14 protein-coding genes are annotated in these 12,595 nt (G+C 69.7%); 8 read left to right on the top strand and 6 right to left on the bottom strand.

What is annotated here, in order from left to right:
• Window positions 1-25 precede the first annotated feature (25 nt).
• Genes purD through A4W93_RS11360 form a run of 8 tightly spaced genes read left to right on the top strand, consistent with a single transcriptional unit; the run spans window position 26 to window position 7,216 of the window.
• Window positions 26-1,315, top strand: coding sequence for a phosphoribosylamine--glycine ligase (gene purD, locus A4W93_RS11325; RefSeq protein ID WP_085750703.1), 1,290 nt, complete (start codon window positions 26-28; stop codon window positions 1,313-1,315).
• A gap of 8 nt (window positions 1,316-1,323) precedes the next feature.
• Window positions 1,324-2,247, top strand: coding sequence for an oxygen-dependent coproporphyrinogen oxidase (hemF, locus tag A4W93_RS11330; RefSeq protein ID WP_085750704.1), 924 nt, complete (start codon window positions 1,324-1,326; stop codon window positions 2,245-2,247).
• Window positions 2,244-2,837: a nicotinate-nucleotide adenylyltransferase gene (gene nadD, locus A4W93_RS11335; protein WP_085750705.1), complete on the top strand. Its 594-nt coding sequence runs from the start codon at window positions 2,244-2,246 to the stop codon at window positions 2,835-2,837. Before hemF ends, nadD begins: the two co-directional genes overlap by 4 nt.
• Window positions 2,838-3,581: a ribosome silencing factor gene (gene rsfS, locus A4W93_RS11340; protein WP_085750706.1), complete on the top strand. Its 744-nt coding sequence runs from the start codon at window positions 2,838-2,840 to the stop codon at window positions 3,579-3,581.
• A complete protein-coding gene (gene rlmH / locus A4W93_RS11345; protein WP_085750707.1) occupies window positions 3,578-4,045 on the top strand; it encodes a 23S rRNA (pseudouridine(1915)-N(3))-methyltransferase RlmH in 468 nt (155 codons plus the stop codon). Before rsfS ends, rlmH begins: the two co-directional genes overlap by 4 nt.
• Before the next feature lie 22 nt (window positions 4,046-4,067).
• Complete coding sequence (locus A4W93_RS11350) at window positions 4,068-4,673, top strand: Maf family protein (protein WP_085750708.1); 606 nt, start codon at window positions 4,068-4,070, stop codon at window positions 4,671-4,673.
• Window positions 4,674-4,713: 40 nt separating this feature from the next.
• Window positions 4,714-6,210, top strand: a complete 1,497-nt coding sequence (gene rng / locus A4W93_RS11355; RefSeq protein ID WP_085750709.1) for a ribonuclease G — start codon at window positions 4,714-4,716, stop codon at window positions 6,208-6,210.
• Between the two features lie 7 nt (window positions 6,211-6,217).
• Window positions 6,218-7,216: a glycosyltransferase family 8 protein gene (locus tag A4W93_RS11360; protein WP_085750710.1), complete on the top strand. Its 999-nt coding sequence runs from the start codon at window positions 6,218-6,220 to the stop codon at window positions 7,214-7,216.
• 12 nt (window positions 7,217-7,228) lie between these two features.
• Here A4W93_RS11360 and A4W93_RS11365 read toward each other — a convergent pair whose 3' ends face one another.
• From A4W93_RS11365 to A4W93_RS11390, 6 genes are read right to left on the bottom strand one after another with little or no spacing between them, the layout of a single operon-like run.
• Window positions 7,229-8,137, bottom strand: a complete 909-nt coding sequence (locus A4W93_RS11365; protein ID WP_085750711.1) for a hypothetical protein — start codon at window positions 8,135-8,137, stop codon at window positions 7,229-7,231.
• A gap of 1 nt (window position 8,138) precedes the next feature.
• Complete coding sequence (locus A4W93_RS11370; RefSeq protein WP_085750712.1) at window positions 8,139-9,344, bottom strand: aminotransferase class I/II-fold pyridoxal phosphate-dependent enzyme; 1,206 nt, start codon at window positions 9,342-9,344, stop codon at window positions 8,139-8,141.
• The gene (locus tag A4W93_RS11375; RefSeq protein WP_085750713.1) at window positions 9,341-9,979 is read right to left on the bottom strand and encodes an acetyltransferase; all 639 of its coding nucleotides are present in this window, start codon (window positions 9,977-9,979) and stop codon (window positions 9,341-9,343) included. Before A4W93_RS11375 ends, A4W93_RS11370 begins: the two co-directional genes overlap by 4 nt.
• Window positions 9,980-9,981: 2 nt before the next feature.
• Window positions 9,982-10,866 carry a rhamnan synthesis F family protein gene (locus A4W93_RS11380; protein ID WP_085750714.1) on the bottom strand — a complete coding sequence of 295 codons (885 nt, stop codon included), beginning with the start codon at window positions 10,864-10,866 and terminating at the stop codon, window positions 9,982-9,984.
• Window positions 10,867-10,869: 3 nt separating this feature from the next.
• Complete coding sequence (locus tag A4W93_RS11385; RefSeq protein WP_085750715.1) at window positions 10,870-11,679, bottom strand: glycosyltransferase family 2 protein; 810 nt, start codon at window positions 11,677-11,679, stop codon at window positions 10,870-10,872.
• A gap of 7 nt (window positions 11,680-11,686) precedes the next feature.
• A complete protein-coding gene (locus A4W93_RS11390) occupies window positions 11,687-12,562 on the bottom strand; it encodes a glycosyltransferase family protein (protein WP_085750716.1) in 876 nt (291 codons plus the stop codon).
• Between the last annotated feature and the right edge of the window lie 33 nt (window positions 12,563-12,595).

Genomic DNA, 12,595 nt, shown 5'->3' on the forward strand with positions numbered 1-12,595 from the left:
GGCCGCTCCACCAACTGGTAACCCCATGAAAATTCTCGTGATCGGCTCGGGAGGCCGCGAACATGCGCTGGCCTGGAAGCTCGCGCAGTCCCCGCGCGTGCAGGCGGTCCACGTCGCCCCCGGCAACGGCGGCACGGCGCTCGACCCCAACCTCAAGAACATCGCCATCACCGACGTGAAGGCCCTGGCCGACTACGCCGAAGCCGAGAAGATCGGCCTGACGGTGGTGGGCCCCGAGGCGCCGCTGGCGGCCGGGGTGGTGGACGAGTTCCGCGCCCGCGGCCTGCGCATCTTCGGCCCGACACGTGCCGCCGCGCAGCTCGAGAGCTCGAAGGCGTTCGCGAAGGACTTCATGAAGCGCCACGCGATCCCCACCGCGGCCTACGACACGTTCACCGACGCCACGGCCGCGCACGCGTACGTGGACCGCATCGGCGCCCCCATCGTCATCAAGGCCGATGGCCTGGCGGCGGGCAAGGGCGTGGTGGTCGCGATGACGCTGGCCGAGGCCCACGAGGCGGTCGACTGGATGCTCTCGGGCGACGACAACAAGCTCGGCGTGCAGCACAACGCGGGCGGCGCCCGGGTCGTGATCGAGGAGTTCCTGCGCGGCGAGGAAGCGAGCTTCATCGTGCTGTGCGACGGCAAGAACGTGCTGCCGCTCGCCACCAGCCAGGACCACAAGCGCCTGCTCGACGGCGACGAAGGCCCGAACACCGGCGGCATGGGCGCGTACTCGCCCGCCCCGGTGGTCACGCCCAACGTGCACGCCCGCGCGATGCAGGACATCATCCTGCCCACCATCGCCGGCATGGCCCGCGACGGCATCCCGTTCACCGGTTTCCTGTACGCCGGCCTGATGATCGACGACGAGGGCGTGCCCAAGACGCTCGAGTTCAACACCCGCATGGGCGACCCCGAGACGCAGCCGATCATGATGCGCCTCAAGAGCGACCTGGTGGACGTGTTCATGCACGCCACCGAGGGCACGCTCGACCAGGTCGAACTGCAGTGGGACCGCCGCGTCGCTCTCGGCGTCGTGATGGCCGCCCACGGCTACCCGCTCACGCCCCGCAAGGGCGACGCCATCACCGGCCTGCCGCCCGAGGCGCCGGACGCGATGGTGTTCCACGCGGGCACCACGCCGTCGGGCAAGGACACCGTGTCCTCCGGCGGCCGCGTGCTGTGCGTGACGGCGCTGGGCGACTCGGTCAAGATGGCCCAGCAGCGCGCCTACGAGGTGCTCAACGGCATCCGCTTCGACGGCGCGCAGTACCGCCGCGACATCGGCCACCGCGCCATCAAGCCGCGCTGATCCAACGCATGGACTTCACCCCCGTCCGGCAGTACCTGCTCGGCCTCCAGGACCGCATCGTGTCGGCCCTCGAGGCCGAAGGTGGCGACACGTTCCTCACCGACGCCTGGTCCCGCGACCCGGGCGGCCCGCTGGAAGGCGACGGCCGTTCGCGGCTCGTGGAGGGCGGGGCGCTGCTGGAACGGGGCGGCTGCAATTTCTCGCACGTGCGCGGCCGCACGATGCCCCCGTCCGCCACGGCGCACCGCCCCGAGCTGTCGGGCGCGCCGTTCGAGGCGATGGGGGTCTCGCTGGTGTTCCACCCGCGCAACCCGTACGTGCCCACCGTGCACATGAACGTGCGCATGTTCGCGGCGCTGCCGGCCGGGCGCGACCCGGTCGTGTGGTTCGGCGGCGGCATGGACCTCACGCCGTACTACGGCTTCGAGGAGGACGCCGCGCACTTCCATCGCGTGAACCGCGATGCGCTCGCGCCGTTCGGCCCCGCGCTGTACCCGCGCTTCAAGGCCTGGTGCGACGAGTACTTCTTCCTGAAGCACCGCAACGAGCCGCGCGGCATCGGCGGCGTCTTCTACGACGACTTCACCGAAGGCGGCTTCGACCACGGCTTCGGCCTGACCCGCGCCGTGGGCGACGCCTTCCTGGGCGCCTACCTGCCCATCCTGCAGCGCCGCAAGGCCCTGCCGCACGGCGAGCGCGAGCGCGATTTCCAGACCTACCGTCGCGGGCGCTACGTCGAGTTCAACCTCGTGTTCGACCGCGGCACGCTGTTCGGCCTGCAGTCGGGCGGGCGCACCGAATCCATCCTCATGTCGATGCCGCCGGTCGTCACCTGGCGCTACGACTGGGCGCCCGAGGCGGGCACGCCCGAGGCGCGGCTCTACTCCGACTTCCTGCGCCCCCGCGACTGGGCAGGCGAAAGCGCGGCTTGAAGCGCATCGGCATCTTCGGCGGTTCGTTCGACCCGGTGCACCTCGCCCACGTGGCGCTGGCCCGCACCGCGCTCGAGCAGCTGCACCTCGACGAGGTGCGCTGGATCCCGGCCGGCCGGCAGTGGCAGAAGACCCGTCCGCTCACCGCGGCCGCGCACCGTGCCGCGATGGTCGAACTGGCGGTCGCGGACGAACCCCGGTTCGTCGTCGACCGCTGCGAACTCGACCGCAGCGGCGCCAGCTACACGTACGACACCGTCCGCGAACTGCAGGCGGCCGAGCCCGGGGCACAATGGACCCTGATCATCGGGCAGGACCAGTACACCGGCCTGCACACCTGGCTCGGCTGGCAGAAGCTGCTGGAGCGGGTGACCCTCGCCGTGGCCAACCGCCCGGGGGTCTCCCTGGAAGCCAGCCCCGAGGTCGCCCAGGTGGACCACGAGGCCGTGGCCCTGCCCATGATGGACATCTCGTCCACCGACATCCGCGCCCGCGTGGCGGCGCGCCTGCGCATCGATGCGCTGGTGCCTGCCGCCGTGGCGCGCTATATTGACCAACACCACCTCTATCGAGGAACCCACGGGAGCTGAATGGACATCCGAAAACTGCAGCGCGCCATCGTCGATGGCCTTGAAGACGTCAAGGCCCAGGACATCGCCGTCTTTGACACCGAACACCTCTCGCCGCTCTTCGAGCGTGTGATCGTCGCTTCGGGCACCTCGAACCGGCAGACCAAGGCGCTCGCCGCCAGCGTGCGTGATGCGGTCAAGGCCGAAGGCTTCCCGGTGCCCCGCACCGAAGGCGAGGTCAATGGCGAATGGATCATCGTCGACTGCGGCTCCGCCGTCGTCCACGTGATGCAGCCCACCATCCGCGAGTACTACCACCTCGAGGAAATCTGGGGCGACAAGCCGGTCAAGCTCAAGTCCGAACGCAGCACGAAGCTCGTGAAGGCGGAGGAGCCCGCGCCGGTCGCCAAGAAGGCCCCGGCCAAGAAGGCGGCCGCGAAGAAGACGGCGGCCAAGGCCGAGCCCGCGGCGAAGAAGGTGGCGGCCAAGAAGGCGCCGGCCGAGAAGGCCGCGCCCGCCAGGAAGGTCGCCGCCAAGAAGGTCGCTGCGAAGAAGACCGCGGCCGCCGCACCGGTGCGCACGCTGAAGGTCAACGAGCCGGTCAAGAAGACGGCTGCGAAGAAAGTGGCCGCCAAGAAGGCGCCGGCGAAGAAGGCCGCCGCGCCGAAGGCCGGTGTCACCCGCACGGTGGGCGTGAAGTCCGCCGCTGCGAAGAAGGCGCCCGCCAAGAAAGCGCCCGCCAAGAAGACCGCCGGCCGCGCGTGAAGCTGCTGCTCGCCGCGGTCGGGCAGCGTCAGCCGTCGTGGGCGGAGACCGCCTACGACGACTTCGCCAAGCGCTTCCCGCCCGAGATGCGCCTGGAGCTCAAGGCCGTCAAGGCCGAGACCCGGGGCTCGAAAACCGCCGAGCAGTTGATGGCCGCCGAGGCCACCCGGCTGGAGGCGGCACTCCCGAAGGGCGTTCGCCGGGTCATCCTCGACGAACGCGGCACGCGCCTCACCACCGTCCAGCTGGCCGCCCGCATGGAGGCCTGGCAGCACGACGGCCGCGACGTGGCGTTGCTGATCGGCGGCCCCGACGGCCTCGACCCCGCGCTCAAGGCCACCGCCGACGAAACCCTGAGGCTGTCCGACCTGACGCTGCCGCACGCGTTCGTGCGCGTGCTGCTCGCCGAGGCGCTGTACCGCGCCTGGACGGTGCTCGTGAACCATCCCTACCACCGAGAGTGACCGGCGCGAAGGGCGCCCTGCGATGACCGACTTCATCTACCTCGCGTCCCAGAGCCCCCGCCGCCGGCAGCTGCTCGAGCAGATCGGCGTGCGGCACGAGCTGCTGCTGGCCGGCCCCGAGGAGGACGCGGAGGCGCTGGAGGCCGAGCAGCCGGGCGAACTCCCCATCCACTACGTCGAGCGGGTCACGCGCGCGAAGCTCGCCGCCGCCCGCGCGCGCTGGCAGGCGAGGGGGCTGCCGCCCGCGCCCATCCTGTGTTCCGACACCACGGTGGCGCTCGGCCGGCGCATCCTCGGCAAACCGGCCGACGCGGCCGATGCCACGCGCACCCTGACGATGCTGGCGGGCCGCACGCACCGCGTGCTCACCGCGGTGGCGGTGGGGCACGGCGACTTCGAGGCCGTCGCGGTGAACGTGTCGAAGGTGCGCATGGAAGCGGTGGACGCCACGCGCATCGCGGCGTACGTCGACAGCGGCGAGCCGTTCGGCAAGGCCGGCGCCTACGCGATCCAGAGCGCCGCGGCCACCTGGATCTCGCGCATCGAGGGCAGCTACTCCGCTATCATGGGTTTGCCTTTGTACGAGACGGCCGAACTGCTTCGACAGGCAGGCTACCGCTTCCCCTGACGCGGTCCCAGAACCTCCGAAAGAGAGAGATCCGTCCTCCATGCAAGACATCCTGATCAACTGGTCCCCCCAGGAAACGCGGGTCGGCATCGTCGAGAACGGCGCCGTCCAGGAACTGCACGTCGAACGCACGCTGGAGCGCGGCCTCGTCGGCAACATCTACGCGGGCCGCGTGGCACGTGTGCTGCCCGGCATGCAGTCGGCCTTCATCGACATCGGCCTCGAACGCGCGGCCTTCCTCCACGTGGCCGACGTGCACGTGACGGGTTCGCCCCGCGCCGAACACGGCCCGGGCGCGGCCCCGCCGCCGCCCATCGAACGCCTCGTGTTCGAGGGCCAGACGCTCACGGTGCAGGTCATCAAGGACCCCATCGGCACGAAGGGCGCGCGGCTGTCCACGCAGATCAGCATCGCGGGCCGGCTGCTCGTGTTCCTGCCCCAGGACGACCACATCGGCATCTCGCAGAAGATCGGCTCGCACGAGTTGCGCGAGCAGTTGCGCACGCGCATGAACACCCTGGCGGGCAAGCCGCCCGAGGGCGACCCGGCGCCGTACAACGGCGGCGGCTTCATCCTGCGCACGAACGCCGAGGACGCCACCGACGAGGAACTCGCCGACGACATCGCCTACCTGCGAAAGACCTGGGGCCTGATCCGCGAGAAGAGCTTCAAGACGCCGCCGGGCGAACTGCTGCACCAGGACCTGAGCCTCGTGCAGCGTGTGCTGCGCGACCTGGCGAGCGACAACACGCAGAGCATCCGCATCGACTCGCGCATGCAGTACGACCAGCTCGTGGCCTTCGGCACGGCGTTCACGCCCACGTCGGTCAGCAAGCTGGCCCACTACAAGGGCGAGCGGCCCATCTTCGACCTCTACAACATCGACGACGAGGTCGCCCGCGCGCTCGCGCGGCGCGTGGACCTGAAGTCGGGCGGCTACCTGATCATCGACCAGACCGAGGCGCTGACGACGGTGGACGTCAACACGGGCGGCTACGTGGGCGCCCGCAACTTCGACGACACCATCTTCAAGACCAACCTCGAGGCCACGCAGGCCATCGCGAGGCAGCTGCGCCTGCGCAACCTGGGCGGCATCATCATCATCGACTTCATCGACATGGCCCGGGAGGAGCACCAGAACGCGGTGCTCTCCGAGCTGCGCAAGCAGCTGGCCCGCGATCGCACGAAGATCACGGTGAGCGGGTTCACGCAGCTGGGCCTGGTGGAGATGACCCGCAAGCGCACGCGCGAATCGCTGGCCCACATGCTGTGCGAGCCGTGCCCGGTGTGCGCCGGCAAGGGCCAGGTGAAGACCGCGCGCAGTGTCTGCTACGACATCCTCCGCGAGATCCTGCGCGAGGCGCGGCAGTTCAACCCGAAGGAGTTCCGGGTGATCGCATCGGCCACCGTCGTCGAGATGCTGCTCGACGAGGAGAGCCAGCACCTGGCGGGCCTGAGCGACTTCATCGGCAAGCCCATCTCGCTGCAGGCGGAGGCCACGGGTTCGCCCGAGGCCTACGACATCGTGCTGCTCTGATCCACCGATGGACCGTCGCACGATCCCCATCCTGACGTGCTTCGATGACAACTACGTCATCCCGGCCGCGGTGGCGTTTCGCACGCTCGCGGAACAGGCCGACCCGGCGTTGCACTACCTGATCTACGTCGCCCAGTCCGGCATCGGCGCGGACCACCAGGCCCGGCTGAAGGCCGAGGTGGCGAACCATCCGGCCCGGGTCGAACTGGTGTTCGTCGACATGGCGCATCAGCTGAGCGACCTTTTCGCGCGCACCGACTGCAAGGGGCACTACAGCAAGGAGATGTTCTACAAGCTCCTGGCCCCGTCGCTGTTCCCGCAGCACGACGCGATGCTCGTCACCGACGTCGACGTGCTGTTCCAGGGCGACGTGTCGCGCGACTTCCTCGCGTTCGATCCGGCGGGGGAGGACTACCTGGCGGCGTCGCCCAGCCTGGTGCGGCGCGGGTCGTGGGTGCACCGCGTGGCCGAGATGTACGAGAAGGACTTCACCGCCGAGGAACGCACCCACCTGCGGTACGGTGCCGGGTACTGCGTGGTCAACCTCGCGCGGATGCGGACCGATGGCCTGGAGGCGCGCATGCTGCGGTACGCCGAGGAACATGCCAGGCGCCTGCTGCAACCCGAGCAGGACGTGCTGAACCTCGTGTGCCACCCGCACATCCGCACCTTGCCCGCGGACAGCATGGTGTGCACGTATGCCTACGACTGCTACCGCTCCGAAGCCGACCTGGCCGAGGACGTGAACTACACGGCGGACGAGGTGCGGCACGCGCTGGCCCATCCCGTGCAGCTGCACTTCGCGGGCCGCGAAAAGCCCTGGAACAGCCCCGCCTGCACGCGCAGCGAGGTGTGGTTCGAGGCCCTGGCGCGCACGGGGTTCCTGCGCGATCACCTGCAGCAGTTGGGCCGTGCGCTCGATGCACAGCGGCAGCACAAGGTGATGGCGTCGGTGAAGCTGCCGTTCTCGCCGCGACGCTTCGTGCTCAGCAAGACGAAGTGCTGAGGGGCGGGGAGGTCAGGGGAAGTAACCCTGGCACTTCTCGGCGAACACCCGCACGCTGTCGTTGGCTTCGCGTTCCTGCGCCTTGAGGTGCGGCAGCAGCAGCGGGGCCGTGCGGCGCGCCCACTCGACGTCGTCGAAGCCCCAGGCCTGGCCGTAGCGGTCCCGTTCGTCGGGGTACCACTCCTCCTTCGTCCTGCCCTCCTCGGGCACCACGACCGACACGCAGCCGCACAGTGCGGCGAAGGCCGAGTACAGCGTGTAGGTGTCGTAGGAGATGCAGGTCTCCACGCGGTTGAACACCTCGGCCAGCTCGCGGTGGGACAGGTCGTCGACCAGCACCGAGTTCTCGAGCGGATGGACGATCGGCCGGTCCTTGCCCTTGCGCAGGATGTAGCAGGTGCCCGAGCGCGGACCGAAGTTGGTCTGCTTGTAGATGTCGTCGCGGATGAAGACGGTCTTGAGCAGGTTGTCCGGGTGCGGGTTGATCGCCGGGTCGTTGAAGGCGTTCTGGAAGAAGAAGAACTTGTCGTTCGGGCCGTACACCGCACGGCCCGTGTGGAAGCCCGGCTTGTGCAGCAGCCAGCGCACCACGCGCTCGGCCCGCAGCGGGTTGCCGTCGACGATCTCGGGGTACACGACGATGCCGCGGGCGATGTGTTCTTCCTTCGCGATGGGCGTGATGAAGCCCGGCGCGCGCCGCAGCCGGCGGTCCTTGCCCCGCAGCCAGTAGCTCAGGCGCTGCAGCGAGCTGCGCACCGGCCGGGCCGGGTCGTGCCGCGGCTTCTTCGGCGGCCAGACGTAGGCTTCGTGGCCGCCTTCGTTGAGCAGGTGGCACAGCCGGTGCAGCGCGATGACGCCGCCCATCTCGTCGTTGAAGTGGCCGACCTGGATGACGAACGGACGCCGCGCGGCCTCGGCCATGTCAGAGCGCTCCCAGGCGGGCCGACAGGGCCGGGCCCTGGGCGACGGCCAGCTCGAGCAGGTCGCACAGCGCGTGGATGGATGCAGTGTTCATTCCCGTGCCGGTGGGCAGGATCATCAGGCGGTCGGCGATGGCCTCCGTCTGCGGCAGGCGTTCGCCCACGGTCGGGAACAGCGTGCGGTAGGGTTCCATGCGGTGGCAGCCCGGCCAGAAGTATTTGCGCGCCATCACGTTCTCTGCCCACAGCAGGCGGATGAGGTCGTCACGGCTCGGTCCGCCCGGCTGTGGCATGTACTCCACCACCACGTACTGGAAGTTGTTGCGCTCGGTCGTGTCGTAGCGGCAGAGCTTCATGCCGGGGATGCGGGCGAGGCGCTCGGCATACGTGTCGGCGTTGGTGCGGTTGGTGGCGATGAAGCCGTCGAGCGCCTGCAGCGACGTGAGGCCCATCGCGGCACACACCTCGTTCATCTTGCCGTTCGTGCCGACGTGCACGACGTTGTCGTAGCCCGCGAACCCGAAGTTGGTCATCAGCCGGATCTTCGCGGCGAGGGCGTCGTCGTTGGTGGTGATGGCACCGCCTTCGAACGTGTTGAAGAACTTGGTGGCGTGGAAGCTGAACACTTCCGCGCGGCCGAAGTTGCCTACCATGCGGCCTTGGTGCGAGCACCCGAAGGCATGGGCCGCGTCGAACAGCAGGTGCAGCCGATGCTCGTCGGCGATGGCCTGCAGGGCGTCCACGTCGCAGGGGCGGCCCCACAGGTGCACGCCGAGGATGCCGGTGGTGCGCGGGGTGATGAGGCGGCGCACCTGCTCGGGATCGAGGTTGTGCGTGACGGGGTCGACGTCGCAGAAGACGGGGGTGATCTGCTGCCACTGCAGCGCGTGGGCGGTGGCGACGAAGGTGAGCGACGGCACGATCACCTCGCCCTCCATCGGCATGGCACGGATCGCGATCTCGAGGCCCACCGTGGCGTTGCACACGGCGATCACGTGCTTGACGCCCAGGTGCTCGCCCAGCCGGCGTTCCAGTTCCTGCACGGCCTCGCCGTTGTTCGTGAGCCAGCGGGAGTCGAAGATGCGGTTGACCCGGTCGAGGAAATGCGCGCGGTCGCCGATGTTGGGCTGGCCCACGTGCAGCTTGTGCCCGAAGGCTGGTTCGCCGCCGAACAGCGCGAACTCGTCGAGGGTGGACTTTGGGGTCATGGGGTTTCCTTGATGGCCGCGGGGCAGCCGTAGGCGCGCACGCCGTCCGGCAAGTCCCGCACGACGACGCTGCCGAGGCCCACGAGGCAGTCGCGTCCGATGTGGATCTCGTCGCGCACGACGGTGCCGGCGCCGACGAAGGTGCGGTCGCCGACCGTCACGTGGCCGGCCAGGCACACGCGGGGGGCGAGGTGGACGGCGTCGCCGACGAGGCCGTCGTGTTCGACCACGGTGCCGGTGTTGAGGATGGTGTGGCGGCCGATGCGGGCATCGGCGTTCAGCACGGCGCCCGGGCCCACATAGCAGCCGTCGCCGAGCGAAACCCCCTCGGCGACCAGCGCCGTGGGGTCCACGAGCACGGGGAAGGCGACGCCCCGGGCCGCGAGTTCGGCGCCCAGGCGGTACCGGGCACCGCAATGCCCGAAGGCGAGGTGCAGGGCCACCGGCTGGCGGGCGTGCAGCGCGTCGAAGGCGGCGCGGTCACCGAGCACGGTGGCGCCGCAGAAGGGTTCGCCTGCCCGGCCCGGGTTCACGTCGTCGATGAACCCGGCGACGCGGAAACGGCCGGCGCGGCGGATGGACGCGGCGACGACCTTCGCGTGCCCGCCGGCGCCCCAGATGACGATGTCCTCCATGCTCAGTCGGCGAGCAGGTGAGGGGGGACGAGGCGCGCGACGGCGGGATGCCGGCGGTGCTCCGCGAGGGCGCGTCCCTTCACGTAGGGGAAGCCGTCGGCGACGAGCTGTTCCCAGCCGGCGTACGGGTCGGCGGTGGGGAACACCGCTTCGCACGCGAAACCCGCATGGCGCAGGCGCTGCGTGAGGTGCGTCTCGTAGACGTCCACCACGGTGCCCTTGTCGGCGAAACACAGCACCTCGCGGAAGAACGGCACGAGGCCGCCGGCGAGGGCGCGTGCGTTGAAGGCGAGGAAGAAGCTCTGCAGGTGCGGGCGGGGCGTGGGGGCCTCGATCAGGCCGACCACGTCGGCCCGGCTGGAGCGCACGCGGGCCAGCAGCCGGTCGAAGGCCGCACCGTCGAGCGGGCCCACGATGCTGTCGTTGACGAGGTAGAGCCGCTGCGCGCGCAGGTGGGGCGACACCACGGCATGGGCGTGGGCCCAGCCGGCGAAGTCGTAGCCGAGGTTCTGGCGGACCAGCAGGCCGTCGAGGCGGTCGGCGAAGGCCGGGTCGATGCGCAGCGTGTCCGCGGGGAGGTCGGTGTTGAGCACCAGCACGACGCGCACGCCCCGGTCGAGCAGCGCGGTGACGTGGGCGACCACGTGCGGCTTCAGTGCGGGCGCCGCCTGGTGGCTCAGGAACAGGCACAGCTCGTCCGCGTCGCCGGGGCGGACGGGCCGCGCCACGGTCAGGGTGACGTCGGCGGCCCGGGGCACGCCCATGCCCAGCGCGTCGGTGAGGAGGGCGTAGCGCCGTTCGAGGCTGGCGTGGACCCGACGGCGCACGTAGGGCAGGCGGTCCTTCAGCGACCGGCGCCAGTCACGGAGCGTGTTGGAGCGTGTCATGGGTCAGACGAAGCGCCAGCCGCCGTTCTCGCGCAGCATGTGCAGGGTTATGCCGTGTGCGGCCGACTCGTCGCGCGACCAGTCCTCGGTCTGCTTGCGCTGCTGGGCCTTGAAGCGCTTTCGCGCCCACCAGCCCATGCCCATGCGCTGGTACGCATGGTGGCGGTCCCCGAGCGACTTGACGCCGCTTTCCTTCTTCATCGCCTTCTGCGTGATGGAGCCGAAGTGGTGCAGCACCGTGGCGCCCACGGTGCCCACGCGGACGCCGTGCCGCAGGCAGCGCACGAGGTACTCCTTGTCCTCGTGGCCGCCGAGCAGGCGGTCGGTGTCGGGGTAGCCGACGGTCTCGAACACGGAGCGCTTGATGGCGAAGCAGACGCCGTGGAACCAGCCGGTGCGCGTGACGCCTTTCATCTCGTTCACGTAGGTGGGCGCGTAAGTGGTGAAGTCGTAGTCGAGCGCGCCTTCGAGCAGGGCGGGGCTGACGACGTCGAAGCCCTCGCGTTCGGCGGCGGCCAGCAGGTCGGCCATCCCGTTCGGCGGCACGATCACGTCGTTGTTCAGCAGCACGACCCAGTCGGCCTGGCTGTGGAACGAACCCTGCGCCCAGGCGCCGCCGCAGCCGAGGTTGACCCGGTTGGTGATGGACGGGACGCCGGCCTCGTTCGCGAGCCAGGCCGGGGTGTCGTCGGTGCTGGCGTTGTCGATCACCAGCACGCTGGCGGCGGGGGTGCCTCCGGCCAGCAGGCTCTCCACGCACAGGCGCGTGAACTTCAGCTGGTTGAGGACGGGGATGACGACGGTGTAGGTCATGGCGGTCTCAGTCGGGGCGGACCAGTCGGTAGTGCTTGTGGCTCAGGTCGAGGCCGAGGGCGCGTTCGAGCTTCATCGACCACCGGTGCTTGCGCTCGCGGCGGGTGAGCACGTGCGCGGGGTCGGGTGCGAAGTGCTGTTCGGCCTCGCTGTCGAGCCAGGCCTGCATGAGGGCGGGGTGGGTGCCTTCGAACGGTTTCAGGGCCTGCGCGTCGATGTTGCCGTAGTGGACCTTCGGCGCGCCGGTCGTCCAGTACTTGCTGACCTGGTCGAGCTTGGCCTGCATGTACTCGGTGCGGCGGACGTGGCCGTAGTGGTAGATGTGGGCGCGGGCGAGCGCGGCCTTCGGGTGGCGGCCCTGGCGGTGGCGGTCCATCACCACCCAGAACTGCCCGTCGGGCGCGTAGCTGCGGATGGTGTTGCGGATCAGCCGGCACTCGCGCCGGTACCAGGCCGGACTCACGGCGAGCCAGTGTGGCGAGCCGTAGAAATGGAGGTAGTCGAACACGAGCGCCTCGACCTCGGGGTCCCCGTGATGGCGGTCGACCGAGGCACGGATGGCCGGCAGCTCGTTCTCGTGCAGCACCTCGTCCCCTTCGAGGTAGAACGCCCAGTCGCCCGTGCAGGCGTACTGCGCGATCATCTTCTGCTGTGCATAGACGAACCCGCGCTCGGCCATGCGTTCGTTCCAGATCGTGTCGATGATCCGGATCTTCGGATCCCCGATGGCCAGCAGCCGCTCGCGGGTCGCGTCCTCACCGGCGCCCACCGCGATGACGAATTCGTCGACGAGGGGCAGCAGGGAACGGACGGACGCCTCGAACGGGAACCCGAGTTTGACGCCGTTGCGGAGGAAGGTGAAGCCGCTGATGCTGGCGGTCATGGGGTTGTCTCGGTGAGGTGGGCAGGCCGCGTG

Source organism: Piscinibacter gummiphilus (assembly GCF_002116905.1).
In the GTDB taxonomy this organism is placed as follows: Bacteria; Pseudomonadota; Gammaproteobacteria; order Burkholderiales; family Burkholderiaceae_C; genus Rhizobacter; species Rhizobacter gummiphilus.

Bases quoted from the DNA above. Each gene is read 5' to 3' on its own strand.
- purD (WP_085750703.1), top strand. From the start codon at position 26: ATGAAAATTCTCGTGATCGGCTCGGGAGGCCGCGAACATGCGCTGGCC.
- hemF (WP_085750704.1), top strand. From the start codon at position 1,324: ATGGACTTCACCCCCGTCCGGCAGTACCTGCTCGGCCTCCAGGACCGC.
- rsfS (WP_085750706.1), top strand. From the start codon at position 2,838: ATGGACATCCGAAAACTGCAGCGCGCCATCGTCGATGGCCTTGAAGAC.
- A4W93_RS11350 (WP_085750708.1), top strand. From the start codon at position 4,068: ATGACCGACTTCATCTACCTCGCGTCCCAGAGCCCCCGCCGCCGGCAG.
- rng (WP_085750709.1), top strand. From the start codon at position 4,714: ATGCAAGACATCCTGATCAACTGGTCCCCCCAGGAAACGCGGGTCGGC.
- A4W93_RS11360 (WP_085750710.1), top strand. From the start codon at position 6,218: ATGGACCGTCGCACGATCCCCATCCTGACGTGCTTCGATGACAACTAC.
- A4W93_RS11365 (WP_085750711.1), bottom strand. From the start codon at position 8,137: ATGGCCGAGGCCGCGCGGCGTCCGTTCGTCATCCAGGTCGGCCACTTC.
- A4W93_RS11370 (WP_085750712.1), bottom strand. From the start codon at position 9,344: ATGACCCCAAAGTCCACCCTCGACGAGTTCGCGCTGTTCGGCGGCGAA.
- A4W93_RS11375 (WP_085750713.1), bottom strand. From the start codon at position 9,979: ATGGAGGACATCGTCATCTGGGGCGCCGGCGGGCACGCGAAGGTCGTC.
- A4W93_RS11380 (WP_085750714.1), bottom strand. From the start codon at position 10,866: ATGACACGCTCCAACACGCTCCGTGACTGGCGCCGGTCGCTGAAGGAC.
- A4W93_RS11385 (WP_085750715.1), bottom strand. From the start codon at position 11,679: ATGACCTACACCGTCGTCATCCCCGTCCTCAACCAGCTGAAGTTCACG.
- A4W93_RS11390 (WP_085750716.1), bottom strand. From the start codon at position 12,562: ATGACCGCCAGCATCAGCGGCTTCACCTTCCTCCGCAACGGCGTCAAA.